The sequence below is a fragment of the Kitasatospora sp. NPDC051984 genome (assembly GCF_044593455.1).
In the GTDB taxonomy this organism is placed as follows: Bacteria; Actinomycetota; Actinomycetes; order Streptomycetales; family Streptomycetaceae; genus Kitasatospora.
Map to the genome: position 1 here is coordinate 380,620 of NZ_JBIUCB010000004.1, position 24,743 is coordinate 405,362.

Below are 24,743 nucleotides of genomic sequence, written 5' to 3' on the forward strand. Positions count from 1 at the left end.
AGGACGAGATGACTGGCAAGCACATCGTGGTGATCGGCGCGGGCTACGCGGGACTGTCCGCGGCCGCCGGGATCGGCCGTGGGCCGGACCGGGTCACCCTGATCGCCCCGGAGCGGCGCTTCGCCCACCGGGTCCGCCAGCACGAGATCGCCGTCGGCCGCCGGCCCTCCCGGCCCGACATCGCCCACGTGCTGCGCGGCCGCAAGGTCGACCACCTCGCCACCCGGGTCCTCGAGCTCGACCTGGCCGGGCGGAAGGTGGTCACCGAGGACGGCAAGCGGATCGCTTACGACACCCTGGTGTACGCGCTCGGCAGCCGGGTCGCCTGGAGCGACGTGCCCGGCGCCGCCGAGCACGCCTACTCGGCCGAGCAGGCCGAGGAACTGCACCGCCGGATCACCGACGCGCCGGCACCTGGGACGATCGCGGTGGTCGGCGGCGGCGCGACCGGCATCGAGCTGGCCACCGAACTCGCCGAGGCCCACCCGTCCTGGCAGGCCCGGCTGGTGGCGTCCGGCCCGGTCGGCGGCTGGCTGTCGGCGCGCGGGCGGGCGCACGTCCTGGCGGTGCTCCACCGACTCCGGGTCCAGGTGGACGAGGCACACCAGGTCACGGCCGTCACCGCCGCCGGGTTGGAGACGCCGGCCGGCCCGATCCCCGCCGACGTGGTGGTGTGGGCCGGCTCGCTGGAGCCGCACCCGCTCGCCGCCGACTCCGGCCTGGCCGTCACCGAACGCGGCCAGGCCGTGGTGGACGACCACCTGCGCTCGGTGTCGCACCCCGACGTGTACGTGGCCGGGGACGCCGCCGCCACCAAGGTGCCCGGCATCGGACAGCTGCGGATGGCCTGCGCCACCGCCCAGCCGCAGGGCCGCTACCTGGGCAAACTGCTCACCGGGCGCACCGACAAGCCGTTCTCGTTCCGCTACCTCACCCAGTGCCTGAGCCTGGGCCGCGGCGAGGCGCTGGTGCAGATGATCCACGGCGACGACTCGATGAAGCCGCGGGTGGTGACCGGGGCGGCTGGTCGGCTGGTCAAGTCGGTGATCGTCAACGTGCTGCCGCTGACGCTGCGCTGACCGGCAGCCGGCCCCGGGAGCGGAGTCGATTCGCCATCAGGAAACGGCAACGGGCCGGGGCCCCCGGGTGGGGACCCCGGCCCGCTGGGCCGACCGTGGGAACTACTTCTTTTCCTTCGGCGGCTCCGCGTCCGTCGACAGCGCGGCGATGAAGGCCTCCTGCGGGACCTCCACGCGACCAACCATCTTCATCCGCTTCTTGCCTTCCTTCTGCTTCTCCAGCAGCTTGCGCTTACGCGAGATGTCACCGCCGTAGCACTTGGCGAGAACGTCCTTGCGGATCGCGCGGACCGTCTCACGGGCGATCACCCGGGAGCCGATCGCGGCCTGGATCGGCACCTCGAACTGCTGGCGCGGGATCAGCTTCTGCAGCTTGCCTGCCATCATCACGCCGTAGTTGTAGGCCTTGTCCTTGTGCACGATCGCGGAGAACGCGTCCACCGCGTCGCCGTGCAGCAGGATGTCGACCTTGACCAGGTTGGCGGACTGCTCGCCGATGGGCTCGTAGTCCAGCGAGGCGTAGCCGCGGGTCTTGGACTTCAGCTGGTCGAAGAAGTCGAAGACGATCTCGGCCAGCGGCAGGGTGTAGCGCAGCTCCACCCGGTCCTCGGAGAGGTAGTCCATGCCCTGCAGGTTGCCGCGGCGGGACTGGCAGAGCTCCATGATCGCGCCGACGAACTCGTTGGGCGCCAGGATGGTGCCGCGCACGACCGGCTCGTACACCTCGGCGATCTTGCCGGTCGGGAACTCGCTCGGGTTGGTGACGGTGTGCTCGGTGCCGTCCTCCATGATCACCCGGTAGATCACGTTCGGGGCGGTGGAGATCAGGTCGAGGTTGAACTCGCGCTCCAGGCGCTCCCGGATGATCTCCAGGTGCAGCAGGCCGAGGAAGCCACAGCGGTAGCCGAAGCCGAGGGCGACCGAGGTCTCCGGCTCGTAGGCCAGTGCGGCGTCGTTCAGGCGCAGCTTGTCGAGGGCGTCGCGGAGCAACGGGTAGTCCGAGCCGTCCAGCGGGTAGAGGCCGGAGAACACCATCGGGCGCGGGTCCTTGTAGCCGCCGAGCGGCTCGGTGGCACCCTTGTGCTGCGAGGTGATGGTGTCACCGACCTTGGACTGCCGGACGTCCTTCACACCGGTGATGATGTAGCCCACCTCGCCGACACCGAGGCCGTCTGCGACCTTCGGCTCCGGCGAGATGACGCCGATCTCCAGCAGCTCGTGGGTCGCGCCGGTGGACATCATGGCGATCCGCTCACGCTTGGTGAGCTGGCCGTCGACCACTCGCACGTAGGTGACCACGCCGCGGTAGGCGTCGTACACCGAGTCGAAGATCATCGCGCGGGCCGGGGCGTCCTTGATGCCGACCGGGGCGGGGATCTTCTCGACCACGTGGTCGAGCAGGTCCTCGACGCCGAGGCCGGTCTTCGCGGAGACCTTCAGCACGTCGGCCGGGTCACAGCCGATGATGTGCGCGATCTCGGCCGCGTACTTCTCGGGCTGGGCGGCCGGCAGGTCGATCTTGTTGAGCACCGGAATGATGGTGAGGTCGTTCTCCAGCGCCAGGTACAGGTTGGCGAGGGTCTGTGCCTCGATGCCCTGGGCCGCGTCGACCACAAGGATGGTTCCCTCGCAGGCCGCGAGGGAGCGGGACACCTCGTACGTGAAGTCCACGTGGCCGGGGGTGTCGATCATGTTGAGGATGTGCGTCTTGCCCGCGTTCTCACCGGTCCGCGGCGCCCACGGAAGGCGGACGGCCTGCGACTTGATGGTGATGCCGCGCTCGCGCTCGATGTCCATCCGGTCGAGGTACTGGGCGCGCATCTGCCGGGGGTCCACCACGCCGGTGATCTGCAGCATCCGGTCGGCGAGCGTCGACTTGCCGTGGTCGATGTGGGCGATGATGCAGAAGTTGCGAATCACCGCCGGGTCAGTACGGCTGGGCTCTGGCACGTTGCTGGGGGTCGCGGGCACCTTGGTCCGATTTCTGATCCGATCAATATGGTTCCGCCCATCCTCCCATGCCCGAGGCCCGACCGGTCTTTCCACCCGGGCGGGCATGCGGCACGATCTCCGCATGATCTTGGAAAGCGCCCTGCTCGACGTCCGCCCCGGTCAGGAGAACGACTTCCTCGCCGCCTTCGTCCAGGCCCGGCCGCTGATCGCCGCCCAGCGGGGTTTCCGCTCCCTCGAACTGCGCCGCTGCCTGGACGGCGGCCGCACCTCGCGCTTTCTGCTGCAAGTCGAATGGGAGACCCTGGAGGACCACACCGAGGGCTTCCGCCGCTCCCCCGAGTACGAACGCTGGCGCGAGCTGCTGCACCACTACTACGACCCGTTCCCGACGGTCGAGCACTATGGCGAGCCGCTGATCAGCGACTGACGGGACACCGGTCGCGTTCGCGCCGCCGGTCCGGTTTGGGCGGCACGGGACGGCCCTGGTAGCGTGGGCCGCTGCACTCCGCCCTCGGCATGCCCTCTCGGCTGGTACCGGCGGCGGGCGGTGCAACCCGTTGAACTGCCGATTCACACAGACTGAGGCTCTTTCGTGGCGAACATCAAGTCCCAGATCAAGCGCAACAAGACCAACGAGAAGGCGCGCCTGCGCAACAAGGCCGTCAAGTCCTCGCTGAAGACCGCTCTGCGCAAGGCCCGCGAGGCCGCTGCCGCCGGTGAGAACGAGAAGGCCGTCGAGCTGGCTCGCGCCGCCTCCAAGGCCCTCGACAAGGCCGTCAGCAAGGGCATCATCCACAAGAACCAGGCCGCCAACAAGAAGTCGGCGATCACCAAGCGCGTCAACCTCGCTGCCTGATCCTGATCCTGGTCCTTCCCGTACGGCCCGTCCGTACGACCCGGTGCTCCGGCACCACCTAGGACGGCGTGAATCCGCGGCCCTCTACCCGCCACCGCCGACCGTCCGCTCCCGGGAATCCGGCCCTCTACCCGGATTTCCGACGAGCTGCACCACCCGTACCGCACGCGGCCTGCGTTCGCCACGCGGGTGCGGTACCCAGATGAACCACGGAAAGTACCCGCTCAGGGCACTTCCCCCAACTGCCCGCCCGGTCCCCACCGGGCGGGCAGTTCGCGTTTCCGGGCCCGGTCGACTGCCGCCGCCCGGCAGCCATGGTGTCCAACCACCGCACAGAGAAAGGGGATCGGCGCGAACGATGCAGCGAGGTAGGGTGCGTGGGTGCCTGACACTGCCCGTGCGTGACCAACTACTCGGGGGAACGATGTCGACTCCGCCGCCGCATCAGCTCCAGGGCCACCGCTCCACCAGCAGCTTCTCGCGCAACCCCCGCACCTCACCGGCCACAGGCGTCAGAACGGGCACGGTCACCACCATCGGCCCCGACGGGCCCTCCAACGCCAGCGACAACCCGAACGGAACCGGCACAGACGGCCCGGGCCCGGGCCGTCCCCGGCACGGACTGTGGTGGGGCATCGGCGGCGCCCTGGTGGCCTCGGCAGTGTGGGCGGCGACCATCCTGTCAGTCCCCGCACTGATCAACGGCGACTCGACAACGAGCGCCCAAAGCGTGGCCGGCTACCGGACGGTCGACGACCTGTGCACCACCGCCCGCCTCACCACCTTCAGCCAGCTGTACCCAGTCCCGACGGGCACCCCCTATCACTACACGACGCGCCACCGGGCGCTGGACGAGATGTACTGCAGCCAGTACCGCAAGAAGGTCGGCGGCGACCAGGACTACTACACCCTCTACCTGCAGGTGCAGCTCCACCACGAGGTGGACCCGCGCCCGGAGTTCGACGCACAGCGCGAGGGACTGGCCCAACGCCACTACCAGATCAGCCCGGTACCCGGCCTCGGCGACGCGGCCTACATCGGCTACCTCGACGACCCCGACCGCGGCGTCCCGGGCTCGCACTACCTCACCCAGGTCCTGTACGTCCGCCAGGGCGGTATGACCTGCTACACCAGCTGGTCCGCGTCCTACCAGGACGGCAGAGGAACCGCCCCCGACCGGGAGCAGGTCCGCACCGCACTTCTGTCCGACACCCGTGAACTGCTGCGCACCCTCGGCGGATCCACCTGACCCACTCCGGGGCTCCGCCCGACCGGTACGGGAGATCGCCCGACCCGATTCGGCGGGGCCGCCTCGGAAACGTTGCCGGGAGCGGCTCAGCACGGGCGTGACTGATACAGGCGTGGCTTGAGTAGGGACAGGCTCAGTACGGGCGAGAGCCGGCCCGGGAGGCCCGGGCCACGGCGACCACTGCGCGCTCCAGGGCGTACGCCGGGTCGTCGGAGCCGCCCTTCACGGCCGCGTCTGCCTCCGCGACGGCAGTGAGGGCCGCGGCCACGCCGTCGCCCGTCCAGCCACGCATCTGCTGGCGGACCCGGTCCACCTTCCACGGCGGCATGCCCAGTTCGCGGGCCAGGTCGCCAGGGCGCATGTTCCGGCCAGCGGTGGCGAGTCGGCCGATGCTGCGAACCCCAGAGGCGAGTGCGTACGTGATACCCGTGGGCGGCTGGCCAACAGCCAGCGCCCAACGCAGCCGCTCCAGCGCTTCGGCGGCCCGACCGGTGACGGCGAGATCGGCCACCTCGAAGCCCGTCGCCTCCGCCCGGCCGCTGTAGTACTTCGCGACCGCAGTCTCGTCGATCGGGCCCTCGATGTCCGCCGTCAACTGGCTGCACGCGGCCGACAGTTCGCGCAGGTCGCTGCCCAGCGAGTCGAGCAGCGCCTGGCACGCCTCCGGACTGGCGGCCCTCCCCAAGGTACGGAACTCGTTGCGGATGAACGCCAGCTTCTCGCTCGCCTTGGTGAGCTTGGCGCACAGCACTTCCCGCGCGCCCGCCTTCTTCGCCGCGTCCAGCAGCCCCTTGCCCTTGGCCCCGCCCGCGTGCACCAGCACCATGATCACTTCTTCGGCCGGCGTCTCCAGGTACGCCTTGACCTCCTTGACCGCGTCGGCCGCGAGGTCCTGCGCAGCCCGGACCACGATCACCTTCCGCTCCGCGAAGAGCGAGGGGGTGGTGAGTTCGGCCAACTGCCCGGCCTGCAGTGCTCCCGGCGCGAGATCGCGCACATCCGTCTCCGGATCCGCCGCCTTCGCCGCCGCCACCACCGCGGCGACCGCGCGGTCCAGCAGCAGCTCTTCCTGGCCGACCGCAACGGTCAGCGGGGCAAGCAGGTCCTCGGGTGCACTCTTCCTGGCCATCGCCTACCAGGATCGCACGCCGTACCGACAGGCCTGCTCCGGCACGTCCCATCAGGGCAGACCCCCGGAGCGGAATCTGGGGTGGGGCCGCCGCCGTTCCGCCCACGGGGCTGGGGAGAATGTTGGCGTGATCAAGAACAATGACCGTCAATTGCTCGTCCTTTCCGACCGCGACGCGGCGGATGAGATTGCCGAGGAGTTGAGTGCGCGCTGGCCCGACCTGGGCGACGTGGAGGTGGTCCGGGACGCCCTCGCCGGGGAGGACGACGCCGAGGACGCCCAGTGGATCGTGGTCGTCGAGGCCCCCGAGGACGAGGGCTGGACACCGCAGCTGCTGACCGAACTCGACCGGCTCGTCGCCGAGCAGGACGGGTGGCGCGAGCAGGACTGACCCACCCGCCCCGGCCCGCAGGTCCCCTCTGGTTCCCGTCCGAGCGAGGTGACCCCACCCGCTCGGACGGGCGCTCTGTCCGCACCTGCCCGGCCCATCGATTCGAGCTGCCATCGCCGTCGGCGGGCCCGGGCGCGCCTTGGGGTCAGCCGTGGCCGGAGCGCTGGTGGGACGCCACAGCCAGGGAGGGCGCATCCCCCAGCACCGCGATGTCCCCCACCCGGTCGGTGCGGACCACCGTCGCCCCCAGCGCCCTGAGTCCGGCCACTGTCTGCGGAGCCGGATGCCCGTATGGGTTGCCGGTACCGCAGGAGATCAGGGCCAGCCTCGGCCGGAGCCCTGCCATCAACGCCCAGTCCTGGTGCGCCGATCCGTGGTGCGCCACCTTCAGGACGTCCACCCGGCCCAGCCCGGGAGAACCAGGGCCGCCGTAACGGTCGCCTGAGCCGCCGTAGCTCACCGACTCCGTCTGGCCCTCGGGCACTTGCCCCGTGTCGCGCGCTGCTGTTGACGCCGTCCCCGCAGGTGACGGTGGAGCCCGCTCGGCCGGCCGGACCGCCGGCGGCAGGCCGAGGGCGAGCAGGGCCGCCTGCGCCGGGGGTTCCAGGTCGCCCAGCAGGGCTACCCGGATCGGGGCGCGGGGAGGACCTAGGGTGGCGAGGATCGCGATGCTGGAGTTGTTGGGGCCGGTCGCGTCCGGGGCCATTGGCGAGGCCGGCCACACCACTTGCCAGGCGAGCTCGGCACCGGCCGTTCGGCGTTCGCCCCGCTGGGCACGCAACACCGGCACCCGGCCGCCGGCTGCCCAGCGCAGCACCCTGCTCCGCTCGCCGTCCGGCTCGTCCGAGGTGGTCACCTCGATCGCACCGACCGACCGGCCACGTAGAACCCCGGGGATTCCCTCGACGTGATCCGCATGGAAGTGAGTGAGGATCAGGACCGGCACCCTGGTCACCCCGAGATCCCGAAGGCAGGCATCCGCCGACTTGGGATCAGGCCCGGCATCCACCACCACCGCGCTGCCGGGCTCGACCGGCAGCACAGTCATGTCGCCCTGCCCGATGTCGCACATCGCCAACCGCCAGCCCTCGGCTGGCCAGCCAGTCGCCAGCCGAGTCACGGCGGGCGGCCTCAGCAGAACCAGCGGCAGCACAACGGCAATCGCGACCACGAGCCACATCCTGGGTCGCCGATGCCTAGGCCGTCGCCCGCCCAGCAGCGGCGGCAGTGCCCAGGCCAACGCGACGATGACCACCACCAGCAGCGCCGAGCCGAACAGTCCGCCGGGCCAGGCGAGTTCAGCACCGGGAAGCTCCGCACCCCTCCGCGCCACGGTGACCAGCCACCCGACCGGCAACGCGGCAAGGTCCACCAGGAACTCCGCCGCCCCTTTCGACAAGGGCGCCACCGCGAGCGCACCGAACCCGAGCAGGGTGGCGGGTGCGACCGCGATCTCCGCCAGCAGGTTGCACGGAATTCCGACCAGACTGATCCGCGGCGCCAACAGGACGGTGACGGGGGAACAGAAGGCCTGCGCCGCCGCAGTGGCTCCGACCGCCGATGCAAGGTGGTGCGGCCAGCGACGCGCACGCAGCGCGGCCGTCCATCGCGGGCCGAGAATCAGCAGCCCTGCCGTGGCGAGCGCGGAAAGCAGGAACCCGAATGAGCGGGCCAGATAAGGATCCACCAGAACCAGGATCAGCACGGCGCCGGCCAACGTGGGCAGGGCTCGTCTCGGTCTTCCGGTGGCGAGGGCCAGTAGTCCGATCAGGCCGGTGGCGGCGGCTCTGAGAACACTCGGGTCGGGACGGCAGATGGTGACGAACGCCAGCGTCAGCCCCGTTCCGAGCAGTGCTGTCGTACGGAAGGAAAGTCCCAGCAGCCCGGCCAGCCCGCCCCGTCCGGGCGCGTCCGAGTCGGTCGGCGTACCTCCGACCAGGACTGCCAGGACGATGGCCAGATTGGCCCCGCTCACCGCCACCAGGTGCCCGAGGTCGGTGGACCGGAATGCGTCTGCCAGGTCGTCCGGAAGCCTCGTCACATCGCCCACCACCAGTCCCGGGAGCAGTCCGCGCACGTCGGGCGGCAGGTGATCGCAGGCATCGCGAAGCCCCCTGCGGAGCTGGGCGGCAAGGCGTTGCGGAAGGCTGGGAGGTGCGAGGGTCCGGGGCTGGCCTTGCGGGGCGAGCAGGGCCGCCGAATCCGTCCGAGGTCGTGCTGCCGAGCCCGTGGACGGGCTCGCCTGCCGCTCCGGCAACACCTCTGCCTGGAACTTCAATTGAGTGGACGGAACCAGTTGCTTCCACTGCTCCGCGTCCTGAGTCCGGACGAGGAGCGTGACAGGCGTTCTGGTCACTGTGGGCACCGCGTCCGCCTGCTCGGCACCGGCGAGTGGGAGGACGCGGGTAACGAGAGCGGAGATGGTGAGGGTCGGTTGGGAGAGGGCGCTGCCCTTGGTATGCGCCCCGTGAAACTTGGGGTCACCGGTGATGGTCGCCTCAACGGTGATCTCCGGCTTGGCAGTTCGGCCTCCCCCGGAGCGAGGCGGCGCGGACTGCTCGTCCGCATCCGGGGGCTTCTCCAGGCCGCCCGGGGAGTCCGGCTCTCCCCGGGCGGGCGTCAGCGCTGGATGGGCCAGGGCAGGCAGCGGGCCCCGGTGCAGGTCGGCGGTGTGGAGGACTGTGGTGGTCGCCGCCGCTGCGGCGGTGAGCAGGACGGCGGCTGCGAGTCGGTGGATCGAGCGGCGAGGTCCTTTCGAAGTGAGGAGGCCGGAGGCGATCACGCCGCCCATCAAGGCGCTCAGGAGCAGCGCCGGGTGGTGTCTCGCGTCCAGGTCAAGGGCGAGGGCTGTGACCAGCCAGGCGGTGATGGCCAGGAGGAGGAGCCGGTAGTCGGTTCGGTCGGGGACGGTGGAGGGCAGGGCCGGCATTGGGGCGCCTCCTCTCGGCATGTTCGTTGGTCGACTTGTTGATTTAGAGGCTGGTGGCGCAACGGAACGGCCATGCCACACCAACCGGGCTGTACGAGGGCCAGCAGTCCCATGTCTGACAGTCGAGTGGTGGGAGACGGCGGGTTGGGCCTGGACAGAGCGTCGGATGAGCGGCCACGTTTTCCTCGGCGGGTAGCGACGCGCGGCTTCGCTCAGCAAGTCGGGAGCTAGTTCATGGGACACCTCCTGGCAGGAAAAGGGTTGAGTGTCAGAGTGTCAGGAGCGGTTTGAGGTCCTCGTACTTTCGGGGGCCGATGCCGGAGACGTGGCGAAGTTGGTCGAGGGACTGGAAGGGGCCGTGTGTCAGGCGGTACTGGAGGATGCGCTGGGCCAGGGCCGGCCCTACGCCGGGCAGTGAGTCGAGCTGCTCGGCGCTGGAGTGGTTGAGGCTGACTGGTCCGGCAGGAGCGGCAGGAGCTCCGCCGGTCGGATTTTCGACACCTACGAGGATCTGTTCTCCATCAGTGAGTGGGCGGGCAAGGTTGAGCAGGCTGGTGTCCGTTCCGGGGATCGGGCCGCCGGCGGCGGTCAGGGCATCGGCGACCCGTGAACCTGCGGGGAGGGTTCGTAGGCCGGGATCCTGAACCTTGCCGGCGATGTCGACGACCAGTGACGGTCCGGCTGGCTGGTGTGTGGGTACTCCTTCCGTCGCACGGTCGGTGGTGGATTCGGTGATGGAAATGGCGGGGACGGCAACGGGGTGTGGCCGGCCCAACCAGAAGTGCTGTGCGGCGTAGCCGATGGCGAGGACGAGGAGGACGGAGAGGCCGATAACAGCACGGCGGTCGAAGGCGAAGGCTCCGGGAAGCCGGAACCGAAGCGGCAGTCCCGGCTGGTCAGCGCGGCGGCCTGCTCCGACCGGTTCAGGAGCTGACGGGGCATCGGACTGAGGCGGCGGATCCGGATCCGCCTGGAGGTCGGCCCAGTTCCCCAGCGGGGCGTAAGGAACAGGGGGCGGCAGCGAGTCGGCGTCGGATGCGGCGACAGGCGGGTCTCGCTCCGGAATCGCACCGGGCTGAACTGCGGGCAGCCCGACCGTCGGATCGGTGAAGCTTCGAGCGGCCGTACCTGCCGAGCGCGCCGATACTCCGTACATCGCCAGGATTTGCGGCGATGACAGTGCGTACGGTGGATCGGGAGCGGACGTCGCACGGACCACTGCCGGCTCCGGCTCGGGAGCAGCACTGACCGCCGCACGGACCGCGAGCGCTGACACCTCGCCGCTGTCCACTTCGGCTGCCCCTGCGGTCTCCAAAGCCTGGGGAACCGACTCGGCGGTCGGCCCAGGCGGGCCGAGGTCGGCGGGCTGGACGGGCGGGAAGAGCAGACCGAGGCGGGCTCGGGCAGTGGCGACGGTCTGACGGCGGCGGGCTTGGGGTGTGGTGATGGTCCTCATGGCGAGGACAGTAGGACCGGCCTGACGTGCGGTCTGAAAATTGGCCCACCTCTGTGGATAACTCGGGCCTGTGGATAACTCTCGTCGCTCGGACGAGTGAGTTTCATAGTGCTCAGTGCGCGGATGCGACGAGCGGCGCCACCACGACGGCCAGCAGGCCAGGCCCGACGTGCGCACCGATGACGGCGCCTACTTCGCTGACGTAGAGCTCGTTCACCGCCGGTACCCGCTCCCGCAGCCGCTCGGCCAGCGCCTCGGCCCGCTGCTCTGCGGCCAGATGGTGGACGGTGATGTCCACTGGCTGTGCACCCGCGTGTTCGACGGCAATCTCCTCGAGCCGGGCAATGGCCCGGGAGGCAGTGCGGACCTTCTCCAGCGGCTCGATCCGACCGCCGGACAGGTGGAGCAGGGGCTTCACGGCCAGCGCGGAGCCGACCAGCGCCTGGGCGGTTCCGATCCGGCCTCCGCGCCGCAGGTGCTCCAAGGTGTCGACGTAGAAGAATCCGTTGGTGACGGCGGCCCGCCGCTCGGCAGCGGAGACGACCTGGTCCAGATCCGCTTCGGTCTCGGCCCTGTCCGCCTCGGCATCGGCGCGATCGACTGCCGTCCCTGCCCGAGCGGCATCGAGGGCATCGGCGAGTTCTGCGGCGGTCAGCACGCAACTTCCCAGTGCCATGCCGACCAGCCGACTGTCGACCACCCTGACCGGGATCGGCGCCGTGGCGGCGGCCAACTGAGCGGCCTCCGCCGTACCGGAAAGCTCGGCGGACAGGTGGATGGAGACAATTCCCCGCGCACCGGCCTTGGCGGCCGCCCGGTAGGCGGCCGTGAACGTTTCGGGGCTGGGCCGGGAGGTGGTCACCCGGCGCTTGGCTCGTAGGGCCTCGGCGACGTCCTTCGGGGAGATCTCGACGCCTTCCGCGAAGACCTCGTCACCGACCGCAACGCTGAGCGGTACCACCTGGATGCGGTGCCGGTCCACCGCTTCTTGGGGCAGATACGCGGTGGAATCCGTGACAAGTGCGAGGTGGCCGAGCATGAGCCGGAGGTTACCCTCCGCCGGACCAGGATGACAGCGCCCGTCCTGTGGCGGTTTGACCTCCATAGCAGCGGGTAACCATCAGTGCGCGGACAGCAACCACTCGTGGCGCGGGGTCAGGGGTGGTTGGGTCCGGCCGGGTTCGGCTTGCGCAGGCGGTCGGCGAGGCGGGAGAGCGGCTCGGCAGCCAACCCCAGCAGTTCTTCGGCGCTGCTCTGGCGTCCGGTACCGATTCCCTTCCGGCGGTCAGCGGGGTGATCGGCGGAGGCAGCGCTCCGGGCACTGGCCGCGGAGACAGAGTCGGCGGCGAATTCGGAGTCACGGTCGGCGGCGGGCTCGGCAGGAGTCCAGTGCCGCAGCGCACCGGCCTCGTCCTGGCATTCCTTACTGAGGCGGGCGAGCTCGTCGTCGGCGAAGCGGCGCATGCGGTCCTGGGCGGCCCAACGCAGGGAGTCCGCGGAGTGCGTGATCCGTTCGGCACGCTCGCGCAGTTCCGGAAGCTTGGCGGTGACCCGGCCGGTCATCGGCTCACGCTCCAGCAGACGCAGTTCCGCGTCGAGTTCGGCGGCGTGCGAGTCGAGCCGGGCAAGGAGCTGGAGCGAGTCGCCGAGCTGGCCATCCTGCGGGAGGCCGCCCTGCAGGACCTGGCGGGTCGAGTCCAGCGCGGTGCGCAGGGAGAGCCGGAGGCCGGCGATCTTTCCCTGGTCACCCGGCTTGGTGATGCTCTTCGCCCTGAGGGCGGCGTTCTCCACTGCCCGCTGGGCGTTGGAGCTGTGCCGATCGACCTTGGCGGCCACGGCCTTCACCGCCTTGACCGTCCCGACCACTGCCATCACCAACAGCGTCATGCCGAGCAGCGCGACCAGCGCTACGACGATACCGAGCGCTTCCATCGGGAGCCCACCTTCCGCCCGTGACAGGCGGCGGTCCGCCGAGTGCGGCCCGCCCTGTCCACCGGTCTCCACCGTAGCTCGGCCCGGCAAGGGACAGCAGGCCTTCAACCGCCTGGAGACCTGAGATCAGGGACAGCTCAGGGATTTCCCCCAAGCGATCACCCGGAGACCGCCAGTACGCGCTACCCGTCAAACCACTCACGAAGAACGGAGCCACCTTGTTCGAGGCCTTCCACCGCTTCCAGCCCGTCCGAGTAGTCCGACGAACCGGAGGAGCGCAAGGAGCCCGAGGGACCCAACGCATCCCACGGGCCTGGCGCGCCCTCCCCCTCCCTCTTGTCCGGGAACCGGCTCTCCCACCCCCGTGGACGGCGAAGGGCCGGCCACCCCGATTCCGGGGCAACCGGCCCTGCCGATCTGGCGACGCCTCAGCAGAGGTGGCGTCAGCCGGTGACGATGTTCACCAGCTTCGGAGCGCGGGCGATGACCTTGCGCACCTCCGCGCCGCCGATGGCCGCGACCACAGTGGGGTCGGCCAGGGCCAGCACCTCCAGCTCGGCGTCCGAGATGGACGGCGAGACCTCCAGGCGGGCCTTGACCTTGCCCTTGATCTGCACGACACAGGTCACGGTCTCATCGACCACGTAGGCCGGGTCGGCCACCGGGTAGTCGGTGAAGGCCAGCGACTGCTCGTGACCCAGTCGACGCCACAGCTCCTCGGCGATGTGCGGCGCCAGCGGTGCGATCAGCAGGACGATCTGCTCGGCGACCGGACGCGGGGTGGAGCCGCGCTTCACCAGGAAGTTGTTCAGCTCGATGGCCTTGGCCACGGCGGTGTTGAACCGCAGACCGGCCATGTCACCGCGGATGCCGTCGATCGTCTTGTGCAGCGCACGCAGCGTCGCCTCGTCCGGCTCCTCGTCCGTCACCACCAGTTCGCCGGTGACCTCCGAGACGATGTTGCGCCACAGCCGCTGCAGGAAGCGGTACGAGCCGATCACGGCGCGGGTGTCCCACGGGCGGGAGACGTCCAGCGGGCCCATCGCCATCTCGTACAGGCGCAGGGTGTCCGCACCGTACTCGTCGGAGATCTCGTCGGGGGCGACCGCGTTCTTCAGCGACTTGCCCATCTTGCCCGCCTCGCGGCGGACCTGCTCGCCCTGCCAGTAGTACTGGCCGTCGCGCTCCTCGACCTCCGCCGCGGGAACCGGGAAGCCACGGGCGTCGCGGTACACGTCAGCGGTGATCATGCCCTGGTTGAACAGCTTGTGAAAGGGCTCGACCGAGGAGACGTGTCCCAGGTCGTGCAGCACCTTGTGCCAGAAGCGGGCGTACAGCAGGTGCAGCACAGCGTGCTCGGCACCGCCGACGTACAGGTCGACGCCGCCGGCCGGCTTGTCGGCGGTCGGGCCCATCCAGTAGGCCTCGTTCGCGGGGTCGACGACCGAGCTGGAGTTGACCGGGTCGACGTAGCGCAGCTCGTACCAGCAGGAACCCGCCCAGTTGGGCATGGTGTTGGTCTCGCGGCGGTAGGTCTTCACGCCGTCGCCCAGGTCCAGCTCGACGTTGACCCAGGCCTCGTTGCGGGACAGCGGGGTCTTCGGCGAGGACGCGGCGTCGTCGGGGTCGTAGGTGTGCGGCGAGTAGTCGTCCACCTCCGGGACCTCTACCGGCAGCATCGACTCGGGCAGCGCGTGCATCGCGCCGCTCTCGTCGTAGACGATCGGGAACGGCTCGCCCCAGTACCGCTGGCGGCTGAACAGCCAGTCGCGCAGACGGAAGTTGACGGTGCCTTCGCCGATGCCCTGCTCGGCCAGCCAGGCGGTCACCCGGGCCTTGGCATCGCCCACGGGCAGGCCGTTCAGCGACACGCCGTCACGCTCGGAGTTGATCAGCACCGAGTCGTAGGTGTCGAAGGCGTCGTCCCAGGTGTGCGGGTCCTCGCCGCGCCCGTCGGTGGGCTGGACGACACAGCGCATCGGCAGGTTGAACGCCTGCGCGAACGCGAAGTCGCGGCTGTCGTGCGCGGGGACGGCCATGATCGCGCCGGTGCCGTAGCCCATCAGCACGTAGTCGGCGATGAACACCGGGATCTGCTCACCGCTGACCGGGTTGGCCGCGAACGCACCGGTGAACACACCGGTCTTCACCTTGGCGTCGGCCTGGCGCTCCACGTCGGACTTGGCGGCGGCGGCCGCGCGGTACGCGGCGACGGCCTCGGCCGGCGTCGCGGCACCGCCGGTCCACTCCTCGCGGGTCCCGGTCGGCCACTCGGCCGGAACGATGGTGTCGACCAGGGCGTGCTCGGGGGCCAGCACCATGTAGGTGGCACCGAACAGCGTGTCAGGGCGGGTGGTGAAAACGGTGACGGTGTCACCGCCGACGCCGAAGTCCACCCGCGCGCCCTCGGAGCGGCCGATCCAGTTGCGCTGCTGCTGCTTGATCGCCTCGGGCCAGTCCAGCAGGTCCAGGTCGCTGATCAGGCGGTCCGCGTAGGCGGTGATCCGCATCATCCACTGGCGCAGGTTGGACTTGAACACCGGGAAGTTGCCGCGCTCGGAGCGGCCGTCCGCGGTGACCTCCTCGTTGGCCAGCACGGTGCCCAGACCGGGGCACCAGTTGACCGGCACCTCCTTGGAGTAGGCCAGCCGGTACTCGCCCAGCACCTCGTCGCGCTCGACACCGGTCAGCTCAGCCCAGACGCGGCCGCCAGGCACCTCGCGCTCGCCGGACTCGAACTGGGCGACCAGCTCGGAGATCGGCCGGGCCTTGTCGGCGTCCTTGTCGTACCAGGCGTTGAAGATCTGCAGGAAGATCCACTGAGTCCAGCGGTAGTACTCGGGGTCGATCGTGGAGATCGAGCGGCGCGAGTCGTGGCCCAGGCCCAGTCGGCGCAGCTGCCGGCGCATGTTCGCGATGTTGTCCTCGGTGGACACTCGCGGGTGCACACCGTGCTGCACCGCGTACTGCTCGGCGGGCAGGCCGAAGGCGTCGTAGCCCAGCGTGTGCAGGACGTTGTGCCCGTTCATCCGCTGGAAGCGGGCGTACACGTCGGTGGCGATGTAGCCCAGCGGGTGGCCGACGTGCAGGCCGGCGCCCGAGGGGTACGGGAACATGTCCATGATGAAGCTGTGGGGCTTCGCGGCGACGGCCGACCCGTCGGCCAGCGGGCCGGTCGGGTTGGGGGCGTTGAACGTCCCCTCCTTCTCCCACAGGTCCTGCCAGCGGGACTCGATCTCGGCGGCCAGCGCGGCGCCGTAGCGGAAAGGCTCGGTGGCGGCTTCGGCCGCGCCGGAAGCGGGGGTCGTCTCGCTCATGGTCCTTCAGGCTCCATCGTCATCAGTCAGCGAACAGGCCGTAGAAAGCAGAAAACCCCTCCACAGGAGGGGACGCCACGCCGACTCCGGCACCCAAGCCGGTCCTGGTCAGCGCGGCTGGCTAAGAAGCAGGCGCACAGTTCGCATGGGCTCAGGGTACCGCACCCCTTCAACACCCTTTCGCGTCACCGCGTCAATCCCCCAACCACGCCCGCAATCTCGTCTCGGCGCACTCCCCCGCCCACTCCCGAAGCCACCTTCCCGCCTACCCCGATGCCCCAGCCCATGCCCGCGCCCACTCCCCCGCCCGCACCAGCCGTCCGTCCGCCCACGCCGCCAGTCCGTCCATCTGCTCCGGCAGCCTGGCCGTCCAGGCCCTCGCTACGCCTCCGCCCGCATCGCGGTGTCGAAGTCGCGCAGGGCCCGCGCCACACGGGCGGACTGCATGCCGGCGGCGAGCTGGCGGGCCCGGTCGGCAATGCGCTCGGCGTCCTTGCGTTCGCCGGTGCGGCGGTAGGAGTCGGCAAGGCGCACCATCAACAGCGCCTTGACCCGGGCGCGTTCCGCGGTGAGCGTCTCGATCGCGCCCTGCAGCAGGCCGCGGGCCTGCTCGTGCTCGCCGAGCAGCAGGTAGCCCTCGCCGATCATGCCTTCCAGGTCGGCGCGTTCCTGGTCGTGCCCGTCCAGGCCCTCCAGCACCCGGATCGCCCGCTCGGCGACCGCCTCGGCGCTGATCTGCTCGCCCTTGCGGCCGTGCGCGCGGGCGATCCGGCCGAGTTGCAGCGCCCGCTCACAAGGTGTCAGCACGTCGTCGGCGGCCCGCAGCGCTGTGGACAGCATCGCCACCGGGTCCAGACCCCGCCCGCCGGAGTTGTAGGTGGCCTGGACGGCGAGGCAGCCGACCACGCCGACACCGAGCCGGGAGTCGCCGGAGACATGGGCGGCCCGCAGGGCGGCGACGAAGGCTCGCTGCGCTGCGGCGTCGTTGCCCATGTCGTAGTTCGCCCATCCGACCAGCCGAGCCAGCCTGCTGGCAGCCCCGTACAGCTCCCGGCCGAGCGGCTCGTCGTAGTTGCCGAGCTCCAGCAGCTTCCCCACCATCGCGAGTTCGGCCTTCGCGAGATCAAGGATCAGTCCGCCGCCGTAGGTGCGCTCCAGGCGCTGCTTGGAGTCGTAGGAGAGCCGCAGATCGGCCAGTTGCTCGGGAGCGATCCGCAGGGCGCCCTCGCCGCCGGTGACGGGCGGTGGCGGGGACGCCCAGTGCCGGGCCGCCTGCTCCAGCTCGTCGCCACGGAACAGGTCGGTGAGCCGCACCGGTGCGCCGTCCGCGCCGGCCTCGCGGAGCGCGGTCTGCGCGGTGTCAGCCGTCCACGGGTCGGTCAGCAGCCGGGGCGAGAGCATCTTGGCGCCCCGGTTGGAGCCCATCTGCCCCCACAGCTGCTCGTACGTGACGGCGATGCCGACACTGCGGCCGAGGACCTCGCAGACGGCCTGGTCGTGCGGCGAGCGCGGCACCATGCCCCGGTCGCGCCACTTGTAGGGCGCGGTCGAGCTGATTGCCATGCTGGGCGGCAGCACCGCGTTCACCTCGCGGGCCAGCCGCTCCGGGCTCCATCCCAGCTGGTGGAGTATCCGGGCGAGCTCGTCGTTCCGTTTTCGCGCCAGATCGGCCATGGCACGACGGTAGCCGCCCTGCGCCCCGTGCGGCAGAGGAGGTGGCGGAACGACCGAAGGCCGCCCCTTGTGGGACGGCCTTCGGTCTACTGTGGAGCTACGGAGAATCGAACTCCGGACCTATTGCATGCCATGCAATCGCTCTACCAACTGAGCTATAGCCCCATGCTGTTACTACTTCCACCGCTGTCACCTGCGGTTTTCCTTGCGGTTTCCCTTGGCGACATCGACAACTGTACACGGTCGACGGTCCAGGCCCTAATCCGTTCCGGGCGCACCGCAGCCGGCCCCGGGAACACCGAAGGCCGCCACCCTTTTCGGGTAGCGGCCTCGCGGAACTGCTGTGGAGCTACGGAGAATCGAACTCCGGACCTATTGCATGCCATGCAATCGCTCTACCAACTGAGCTATAGCCCCGCAACACTGACGACCACTCACGGACCATCGGTGCGGAGTGGAGCTAAGGAGAATCGAACTCCTGACCTATTGCATGCCATGCAATCGCTCTACCAACTGAGCTATAGCCCCGCAGTTCCGCGACTCTCGCCTCCGGTTTCCCGTCTGCGTTCCTCGTCGCTGCGAACGAGGAAGACTCTAGCTGGTCAGAGCCGGAACTGTGAAATCCGGGCCGGGAGACCCTCAGGTCCCGCCGCCGACACCGCCTCAGGTCGTGCCTCAGGTCTCGTCGCCGATGACCGGCTGAGGGAGCGTCCCCGCGTTGTGCTCCTGCAACCGCCAGCCGCGCGCGTCCTGCCCGAGCACCGACCAGCAGCAGTTCGAGAGACCGCCGAAGCGCTCCCACAACTGCGACTCCATGCCCAGCAGTCGGCCGATCATGGTGCGGATGGTGCCGCCGTGGCTGACCACCACCAGGGTGCCGCCCTCGGGCAGCTTGTCAACGGCGTCCAGCACCACCGGGACGGCCCGGTCGGCCACCTCGGTGGAGAGTTCACCGCCGCCGCGCCGGACCGGCTCTCCACGGGCCCAGGCCTCGAACTGCTCCGGATACCGCTCCCGAATCTCGGAGTTGGTGAGCCCCTGCCACTCCCCCGCGAAGGTCTCGCGGAGACCCTCGTGGTGGTGCACCTCCAGACCGGTGAGCGAGGCCAGCTCGGCGGCGGTGCGCCGGGCCCGCGTCAGGTCGGAGGAGATCAGCAGGTCGGGGCGGAGCGCGGCGAGCAGGCGGGCGGCCCGCTGCGCCTGGAACAGCCCCTGCTCGGTGAGATCGACGTCAGTGGTGCCCTGGAACCGCGACTCGAGGTTCCAGGACGTCTGGCCGTGCCGCCACAGGACGATGCGCGGCCACGCCACGGAGCGGCTCAGAGGTCGCCCCCGGAGACGGCGTTACCGGCGGCGTCGGTGACGGCGTTCTCGGGCCGGTTGCGGGTCGCCAGCGCGTCCTCGGGGAGCGGCAGCTCGGGGCAGTCCTTCCACAGGCGGTCGAGCGAGTAGAAGGAGCGCTCCTCGGAGTGCTGGACGTGCACCACGATGTCCAGGTAGTCGAGCAGGATCCAGCGGCCCTCGCGCTCGCCTTCGCGGCGCACCGGCTTGGTGTCGAGCTTCTCGCGCAGCTGGTCCTCGATCTCCTCGGCGATCGCGCGGACCTGGCGGTCGTTGGCGGCGGAGGCGATCAGGAAGGCGTCGGTGATCGACAGCACCTCGCTGACGTCGAAGGCGATGATGTCGTGCGCCAGCTTGTCGGCCGCCGCCTGCGCGGCGACGGTGATCAGTTCCTGGCTTCGGTCGGTGACGGTCACGATGCTCTTCCGGATCGGCTGTGGGGATACCTTCCCAGGATCTCACGAACGCGCCGGGGCCCCGGAGTGATTTCCACCCCGGGGCCCCGACCGCACAACCGGGCCGCCTGAACCAGCCCGCACACCCAGGCAGCACAGCCGACCCTCACACCCGCGCCGTCCAGCCAAGCCGTCCAGCCAGGCCGTCCAGCCAGGCCGCGCAGCCGGCGGGTTACTGCCCAGGCGTCTGCGGCAGCTGGTAGTCCTTGCCGAGCATCAGCACCAGGTCCGCGTTCTGCGAGTCGGTGACCTTCTTCACCACCGAGTCCGACAGCCCCAGACTGATGGCCAGGGTGCGCGCCGCATCCTTCTTGGCGTCGTCGGTGTACCGGATCTCGGAGGTCGCCTGCGCGGAGGCCTGAGCGGTGGACGGCAGCGGCTCCATGCCCGAGTTGCTGACGATCACCTTTGCGGCCAGCGCCGCCTTGTCGTTGCCGGAGGCGTTGATCACAGTGACGCGGGTGGCGCCACCGGTGCCCTTGGTCGAGCCGAGGGCACCGCCGAGGATGTCCTTCACCTGCTTGCCTGCGGTGGCGTCGTCCAGGGTGCCGTCCGGCTTGACGGTGAGCTGGGTGGTGGCCAGGTGTCCGGCCTTCGCCTGCTTGGAGAGGTTGACCAGGACGCCGGCGAGCGCCTTCTCCGGCAGCGACGGGTCGGGGACGAACATCATCCGGTGCACGTCATCGGTTGCGTCCGCCAAGGTGACCGGCATCGCGTTGATCACCCCCGTCATCACCTGCCCGAAGCGGGCGAGTTGGGCATCCCGGCCCTCGCCGGGCGCTTGCAGGGTGGCGTAGTAGACGGCGGCGGGGCCGGTCAGCAGGACGTCCTTGCCGGCGGCGGCGAGCACCTTGCCGTCAGGCTTGTTCTCCTCACGCACCTCGGCGTTGGTGTCCACCTTGATGCCGCCGAGCTGAGTGACGAGCACCTGCAGGTAGGGGGTGTCCAGCCGCCAGGTGCCGGACACCTTGGCGCCCAGCACGGTGTTCAGGCCGTCGCGGGTAGCGGAGAGACCGACGGCGTCCATCGCCTGGCCGACGGTGGTGGTGGTGGTCTCACCGTTGCTGGGGAGCTGAAGGGTGTCGGGGAGCAGCAGCACGGTCGCCTTCCGCCCGTCCTGGTCGTCGACCAGCAGCGCGGTGGTGACCTTGCCCCCCTTTTCGCGGAGGTGCACCACGTTGACGTACCGTCCGCCGGCCGCATTGGTCGAGTCGTTCGCGCCGGAGAACGCGCCGGACCACCACAGGTAACCCGCCGCTCCGGCCGCCAGTACCGCCAGTACCACCAGCAGCGCGATCAGCCGGTTGCGCAGCCGCCGCCGCCGCTCGGCCCGGACTTCGCTGCGGGACTCGGCGAACTTCAGCCAGTCGATGGCGTCCTCGGAGTCCTCCGTCTGCTCGTCGACGAAGTTGAACTCGCCCGTGGTGTAGGAGTCGTCGACTGCGCTCTTGGCCCGGGCGGCCGCAGCAGCTGCCCGTCCGCCGACCAGTTCGGACGGCTCGGACAGTGCCTCGGCCTCCGACGCCGCGGCCCGCACCCGGGGCGACATCCCCGCGGCGGCCGGACTCACTGGCGAGCCCCCCCGCCCGGCCACCCCGGCCTGCGGCGGCACCCGCCCGGCGGTCCCCTGCCCCGCGGCCCCCGGCTTCTCCGTCACCCGGCCGTCGAGCACCTGCCCACCCGGTGCCTGCGCACCCAGCGTCTGCCCCGGCACCTGCGGCTGCTGCTGGTAGAACCCCTGCGCGGGCTGCTGCTGTCCGTAATAGGGGTCCTGGACCTGCTGCCCGTAGGCGTCGCCCGCCGTCCCTCCGGCCGACGGCTGCCCGGCCCCCTGCTGACCGCCGAACTGCTGTCCGTACCCGTGCTGTTCGAACCCCTGGGCCACCTGGCCGCGCTGCGCGTACCCGGCCTGCTGCCCGTGCCCGGACTGGTCGCCGCCGTACGGGTCCTGTACGTACGCCCCGTGCTGCCCGACCTGCTGTGCGCCCTGCGGGTCGTACCCGCCGTACGGATCGGCCTGCCCGTACGGCTGTTGCTGTGCGTGCCCCTGCTGCCCGTACCCCTGCTGCTGCTCGAATCCGGGCTGCCCGTACCCGGACTGCCCCTGGCCCGCCTGCCCGTACCCGCCCTGGCCGCCGTACCCGGACTGCCCGTGGCCGGACGACCCGTACCCGGTCGACTCGTACCCGGGCTGCTGCTCGAACGCCTGCTGCTCGTAAGGCTGTTGTTCGTACGCCTGCTGCTCATACGCCTGCTGCTCGTACGGCGGCTGCTGCTGGTATCCCTGCGGGGGGTGGTATCCGGGCTGCTGCTGGTGGGGCGGTTGGGGCTGGCGGCCGTACCACTGTTCGTCGTCGGACGTTCCGGTCATGCGGTCCCTCCCGGGGATCAAGGCCGGGCCGACGCGTACAGCGCCCGCTTGTGGATGTAACGGACCACGCCGTCCGGCACCAGGTACCAGATGGGTTCGCCCTTGGCGACTCGCATCCGGCAGTCGGTGGAGGAGATGGCGAGGGCGGGCACCTCGACCAGCGAGACGCCGCCGACCGGCAGGCCGGTGTCGGAGAGAGTATGGCCCGGCCTGGTGCAGCCGATGAAGTGCGCGAGGTCGAAGAGTTCCTCGGAGGAGCGCCAGGAGATGATCTGGGCGAGGGCGTCCGCGCCGGTGATGAAGAAGAGTTCGGCGTCGGGGTGCAGGGCCTGCAGCTCGCGGAGGGTGTCGACGGTGTAGGTGGGGCCGTGGCGGTCGATGTCGATCCGGCTGACCGAGAACTGCGGGTTCTCGGCGGTGGCGATCACCGTCATCAGGTAGCGGTCCTCGGCCGGCGAAACCTGCCGGTCGGACTTCTGCCAGGGCTGCCCGGTCGGGACGAAGATCACTTCGTCCAGGTGGAAGGCGCTGGCCACCTCACTGGCGGCCACCAGGTGTCCGTGGTGGATGGGGTCGAAGGTGCCGCCCATCACTCCCAGCCGGCGTCGCCCGCGCGGCGCACTGGCCGGCGCTGGGGTGCCCTGCGCGGCGTCCGTCCCGGAGGTGTCGACCTGCTCTCTCATGGCGCCACACCTTACGCGAACCGGGTGTCCCGGGGATTCCGCCCGTTGCGGGCCCGGGGCACTCCGTGTCCACCCGCCGCGCCGGGCGGCGGCGCGACCGGGTCAGCGGTCGCGGTTGAAGCGGGTGGTGACGAACAGCAGCAGCAGCAGGATGGCCAGCGCCGCGCCACCCGTCAGGAAGGGGTTGAGGCTGTCGTGGTTTCCGCCCTCCTCGGCGAGGACGGCGAGGGCGGGCAGGGCAGCAGAGGTCATGATCGGCGGGACCTTCTCGGCTCGGTGAGGACCAGGCGGTCACGGACCGTGCGGCCCGCGGGGCTCATCGTACGGGGGCCTGACACGCAACCGCGCGGCGGCCCACCGCGTCTGACCACCAGTGAGTCGTCCCTGGCCACCGCCAGGTCGTGGGGCTCATGACCTGGGGCTCACCGGGTCGGGGTTCAACCCCGCTCGGCCGCCTCGGCGCGGGCCCGCTCGCGCTCGGCGTCGCGCTTGGCGCCGTCGCGGCCGGCCCGGGCGATCGCCCAGATCAGCAGGCCGACTCCGACGAAGGAGGCGATCAGGATGATCCTCAGGAACAGGCCGGGGCCGTTCTCACTGGAGATCGGTCCGGCGAGCTGGACCAGGTCGGCAGGGGACATCACGGGGCTCCTTTTCGGTACGGCACAGCCAGCGTAGACCCGTTTATCGCCGTTCCCGCCCCCACACCCCGCCCGGACGGTGCGGGCGGACGGCGTACCGTGGCGCCCGGGGACGAGTGCGGACACAGCGACGTTAAGAGGAAAGCAGCGGGGGCCGGCCACGGGAGCCGGTGCCGGCGTCGATCCAGGAGGGTACTCAATGACCGACATGACCAAGGGCAACGCGCCGAGCCGCCGCCGCCAGCGGTTCCCGGAGATCTCCACCCGTGCCTGGGAGCACCCGGCGGACCGTTCGGGGCTGGTGGCGCTGCGCAAGCTGAGCGGTTTCGACGACATCCTGAAGAAGCTGGCCGGCCTGGTGTCCGAGCGCAGCGTCCGCCTGCTGTTCCTGGCCACGGCGGTCAAGACCTCGGAGCGCCAGTTCCCGGAGCTGTACGACATGGTGCGGGACGCCGCGTACGTGCTGGACCTGGAGAAGGTCCCGGACCTGTACGTGACCCAGGACCCGAAGGTCAACGCGTACTGCATCGGCATGGACACCCCGGTGATCGTGGTGACCACCGGCCTGATCGAGCTGATGGACGAGGAAGAGCTGCGCGCGGTGATCGGCCACGAGGTCGGTCACGCGATGTCGGGGCACGCGGTGTACCAGACGATGCTGCTGATCCTCACCAACCTGGCGGCCCGGATCGGCTGGCTGCCGCTGGGCAACCTGGCGATCACCGCGGTGATCACCGCGCTCAAGGAGTGGTTCCGCAAGGCCGAGCTCTCCAGCGACCGGGCCGGCCTGCTGGCCGGGCAGGACCTGCAGGCGTCGATGCGCGGCCTGATGAAGCTGGCCGGCGGCGCGCACATGGCCGAGATGAACGTGGACGCGTTCCTGGAGCAGGCCGCGGAGTACGACAAGGCGGGCGACCTGCGCGACAGCGTGCTGAAGCTGCTGCAGGTGCTGCCGCAGACCCACCCGTTCGCGGTGGTTCGGGTGGCGCAGCTGAAGAAGTGGGCGGAGAGCGAGGAGTACCGCTCGATCATGGCGGGCGCGTACCCGCGCCGCGGTGACGACCCGGACACCTCGATCGGCGCGCAGTGGAAGGCCGCCGCGGACTCGTACTCGCAGTCGGTGAAGGAGAGCAAGGACCCGCTGATGGGGCTGCTGCGCGACCTCACCAACGGCGTCGGCACGGTCGGTGGCAAGCTCCGCGACACCTTCACCGGCGCCGGCCGCACCAACGGCAACGGCAGCAGCGCGGGCACCGGCGAGAAGCAGGACTGACCGGTCCGACAAGCGGC

20 protein-coding genes and 3 tRNA genes are annotated in these 24,743 nt (G+C 70.3%); 6 read left to right on the top strand and 17 right to left on the bottom strand.

What is annotated here, in order from left to right; all coding sequences use genetic code 11:
• Positions 1-8 precede the first annotated feature (8 nt).
• On the top strand, positions 9-1,079 hold the full coding sequence (locus ACIHEI_RS10990) for an NAD(P)/FAD-dependent oxidoreductase (RefSeq protein WP_396606388.1): 1,071 nt from the start codon (positions 9-11) through the stop codon (positions 1,077-1,079).
• Positions 1,080-1,181: 102 nt separating this feature from the next.
• On the opposite strand, the gene lepA is transcribed toward ACIHEI_RS10990, so the two are convergent.
• Positions 1,182-3,050 carry a translation elongation factor 4 gene (gene lepA / locus ACIHEI_RS10995; RefSeq protein ID WP_392947310.1) on the bottom strand — a complete coding sequence of 623 codons (1,869 nt, stop codon included), beginning with the start codon at positions 3,048-3,050 and terminating at the stop codon, positions 1,182-1,184.
• A 103-nt stretch (positions 3,051-3,153) separates the two neighbouring features.
• Here lepA and ACIHEI_RS11000 point away from each other — a divergent pair, with 103 nt between their 5' ends.
• The 3 genes from ACIHEI_RS11000 (at position 3,154) to ACIHEI_RS11010 (ending at position 5,137) form a co-directional block, all read left to right on the top strand.
• Positions 3,154-3,459 carry an antibiotic biosynthesis monooxygenase family protein gene (locus ACIHEI_RS11000; protein WP_387643124.1) on the top strand — a complete coding sequence of 102 codons (306 nt, stop codon included), beginning with the start codon at positions 3,154-3,156 and terminating at the stop codon, positions 3,457-3,459.
• Positions 3,460-3,624: 165 nt separating this feature from the next.
• Entirely contained in the window at positions 3,625-3,888 is a 264-nt protein-coding gene (gene rpsT / locus ACIHEI_RS11005; RefSeq protein ID WP_396606389.1) for a 30S ribosomal protein S20, read from the top strand.
• 424 nt (positions 3,889-4,312) lie between these two features.
• The gene (locus ACIHEI_RS11010; protein ID WP_396606390.1) at positions 4,313-5,137 is read left to right on the top strand and encodes a hypothetical protein; all 825 of its coding nucleotides are present in this window, start codon (positions 4,313-4,315) and stop codon (positions 5,135-5,137) included.
• 133 nt (positions 5,138-5,270) lie between these two features.
• Here the strand turns inward: ACIHEI_RS11010 and holA are convergent, their stop codons facing one another.
• The gene (gene holA / locus ACIHEI_RS11015) at positions 5,271-6,266 is read right to left on the bottom strand and encodes a DNA polymerase III subunit delta (protein WP_387643122.1); all 996 of its coding nucleotides are present in this window, start codon (positions 6,264-6,266) and stop codon (positions 5,271-5,273) included.
• A 127-nt stretch (positions 6,267-6,393) separates the two neighbouring features.
• Between holA and ACIHEI_RS11020 the strand changes: the two genes are divergently transcribed.
• Positions 6,394-6,657: a hypothetical protein gene (locus ACIHEI_RS11020; protein ID WP_387643121.1), complete on the top strand. Its 264-nt coding sequence runs from the start codon at positions 6,394-6,396 to the stop codon at positions 6,655-6,657.
• Between the two features lie 145 nt (positions 6,658-6,802).
• On the opposite strand, the gene ACIHEI_RS11025 is transcribed toward ACIHEI_RS11020, so the two are convergent.
• From ACIHEI_RS11025 to ACIHEI_RS11095, 15 genes are all read right to left on the bottom strand, one after another.
• Complete coding sequence (locus ACIHEI_RS11025; protein ID WP_396606391.1) at positions 6,803-9,448, bottom strand: ComEC/Rec2 family competence protein; 2,646 nt, start codon at positions 9,446-9,448, stop codon at positions 6,803-6,805.
• 406 nt (positions 9,449-9,854) lie between these two features.
• Positions 9,855-11,042 (bottom strand): helix-hairpin-helix domain-containing protein, encoded by a 1,188-nt coding sequence (locus tag ACIHEI_RS11030; RefSeq protein ID WP_396606392.1) that lies wholly within the window; start codon positions 11,040-11,042, stop codon positions 9,855-9,857.
• A gap of 112 nt (positions 11,043-11,154) precedes the next feature.
• Positions 11,155-12,081, bottom strand: a complete 927-nt coding sequence (locus ACIHEI_RS11035) for a DegV family protein (RefSeq protein ID WP_396606393.1) — start codon at positions 12,079-12,081, stop codon at positions 11,155-11,157.
• Between the two features lie 116 nt (positions 12,082-12,197).
• Entirely contained in the window at positions 12,198-12,974 is a 777-nt protein-coding gene (locus ACIHEI_RS11040; protein WP_396606394.1) for a hypothetical protein, read from the bottom strand.
• 443 nt (positions 12,975-13,417) lie between these two features.
• The gene (leuS, locus tag ACIHEI_RS11045; RefSeq protein WP_396606395.1) at positions 13,418-16,291 is read right to left on the bottom strand and encodes a leucine--tRNA ligase; all 2,874 of its coding nucleotides are present in this window, start codon (positions 16,289-16,291) and stop codon (positions 13,418-13,420) included.
• Between the two features lie 381 nt (positions 16,292-16,672).
• Positions 16,673-17,965: a tetratricopeptide repeat protein gene (locus ACIHEI_RS11050; RefSeq protein WP_392947291.1), complete on the bottom strand. Its 1,293-nt coding sequence runs from the start codon at positions 17,963-17,965 to the stop codon at positions 16,673-16,675.
• Positions 17,966-18,057: 92 nt separating this feature from the next.
• A tRNA-Ala gene (locus ACIHEI_RS11055) sits at positions 18,058-18,130 on the bottom strand.
• Positions 18,131-18,309: 179 nt separating this feature from the next.
• Positions 18,310-18,382: transfer RNA gene (locus ACIHEI_RS11060), tRNA-Ala, on the bottom strand.
• A 38-nt stretch (positions 18,383-18,420) separates the two neighbouring features.
• A tRNA-Ala gene (locus ACIHEI_RS11065) sits at positions 18,421-18,493 on the bottom strand.
• Positions 18,494-18,640: 147 nt separating this feature from the next.
• Complete coding sequence (locus tag ACIHEI_RS11070) at positions 18,641-19,276, bottom strand: histidine phosphatase family protein (RefSeq protein ID WP_396606396.1); 636 nt, start codon at positions 19,274-19,276, stop codon at positions 18,641-18,643.
• Positions 19,277-19,284: 8 nt separating this feature from the next.
• On the bottom strand, positions 19,285-19,722 hold the full coding sequence (rsfS, locus tag ACIHEI_RS11075; protein WP_387643114.1) for a ribosome silencing factor: 438 nt from the start codon (positions 19,720-19,722) through the stop codon (positions 19,285-19,287).
• 211 nt (positions 19,723-19,933) lie between these two features.
• Positions 19,934-22,132 (bottom strand): LytR C-terminal domain-containing protein, encoded by a 2,199-nt coding sequence (locus ACIHEI_RS11080; protein WP_396606397.1) that lies wholly within the window; start codon positions 22,130-22,132, stop codon positions 19,934-19,936.
• 17 nt (positions 22,133-22,149) lie between these two features.
• Positions 22,150-22,815, bottom strand: coding sequence for a nicotinate-nucleotide adenylyltransferase (gene nadD / locus ACIHEI_RS11085; RefSeq protein WP_396606398.1), 666 nt, complete (start codon positions 22,813-22,815; stop codon positions 22,150-22,152).
• Between the two features lie 102 nt (positions 22,816-22,917).
• On the bottom strand, positions 22,918-23,067 hold the full coding sequence (locus ACIHEI_RS11090; RefSeq protein WP_387643111.1) for a hypothetical protein: 150 nt from the start codon (positions 23,065-23,067) through the stop codon (positions 22,918-22,920).
• A 185-nt stretch (positions 23,068-23,252) separates the two neighbouring features.
• Positions 23,253-23,453: a hypothetical protein gene (locus ACIHEI_RS11095; protein WP_387643110.1), complete on the bottom strand. Its 201-nt coding sequence runs from the start codon at positions 23,451-23,453 to the stop codon at positions 23,253-23,255.
• A 199-nt stretch (positions 23,454-23,652) separates the two neighbouring features.
• Here ACIHEI_RS11095 and ACIHEI_RS11100 point away from each other — a divergent pair, with 199 nt between their 5' ends.
• Positions 23,653-24,726 (top strand): M48 family metallopeptidase, encoded by a 1,074-nt coding sequence (locus ACIHEI_RS11100; RefSeq protein WP_387643109.1) that lies wholly within the window; start codon positions 23,653-23,655, stop codon positions 24,724-24,726.
• Positions 24,727-24,743 lie beyond the last annotated feature (17 nt).

Excerpts from the sequence above, each read along its gene's own strand:
- ACIHEI_RS11050 (WP_392947291.1), bottom strand. The coding sequence starts at position 17,965 with ATGGCCGATCTGGCGCGAAAACGGAACGACGAGCTCGCCCGGATACTC.
- ACIHEI_RS11040 (WP_396606394.1), bottom strand. The coding sequence starts at position 12,974 with ATGGAAGCGCTCGGTATCGTCGTAGCGCTGGTCGCGCTGCTCGGCATG.
- ACIHEI_RS11080 (WP_396606397.1), bottom strand. The coding sequence starts at position 22,132 with ATGACCGGAACGTCCGACGACGAACAGTGGTACGGCCGCCAGCCCCAA.
- leuS (WP_396606395.1), bottom strand. The coding sequence starts at position 16,291 with ATGAGCGAGACGACCCCCGCTTCCGGCGCGGCCGAAGCCGCCACCGAG.
- ACIHEI_RS11100 (WP_387643109.1), top strand. The coding sequence starts at position 23,653 with ATGACCGACATGACCAAGGGCAACGCGCCGAGCCGCCGCCGCCAGCGG.
- holA (WP_387643122.1), bottom strand. The coding sequence starts at position 6,266 with ATGGCCAGGAAGAGTGCACCCGAGGACCTGCTTGCCCCGCTGACCGTT.
- ACIHEI_RS11095 (WP_387643110.1), bottom strand. The coding sequence starts at position 23,453 with ATGTCCCCTGCCGACCTGGTCCAGCTCGCCGGACCGATCTCCAGTGAG.
- ACIHEI_RS11030 (WP_396606392.1), bottom strand. The coding sequence starts at position 11,042 with ATGAGGACCATCACCACACCCCAAGCCCGCCGCCGTCAGACCGTCGCC.
- ACIHEI_RS11090 (WP_387643111.1), bottom strand. The coding sequence starts at position 23,067 with ATGACCTCTGCTGCCCTGCCCGCCCTCGCCGTCCTCGCCGAGGAGGGC.
- ACIHEI_RS11010 (WP_396606390.1), top strand. The coding sequence starts at position 4,313 with ATGTCGACTCCGCCGCCGCATCAGCTCCAGGGCCACCGCTCCACCAGC.
- ACIHEI_RS11035 (WP_396606393.1), bottom strand. The coding sequence starts at position 12,081 with ATGCTCGGCCACCTCGCACTTGTCACGGATTCCACCGCGTATCTGCCC.
- ACIHEI_RS11025 (WP_396606391.1), bottom strand. The coding sequence starts at position 9,448 with ATGGGCGGCGTGATCGCCTCCGGCCTCCTCACTTCGAAAGGACCTCGC.
- nadD (WP_396606398.1), bottom strand. The coding sequence starts at position 22,815 with ATGAGAGAGCAGGTCGACACCTCCGGGACGGACGCCGCGCAGGGCACC.
- ACIHEI_RS10990 (WP_396606388.1), top strand. The coding sequence starts at position 9 with ATGACTGGCAAGCACATCGTGGTGATCGGCGCGGGCTACGCGGGACTG.
- ACIHEI_RS11000 (WP_387643124.1), top strand. The coding sequence starts at position 3,154 with ATGATCTTGGAAAGCGCCCTGCTCGACGTCCGCCCCGGTCAGGAGAAC.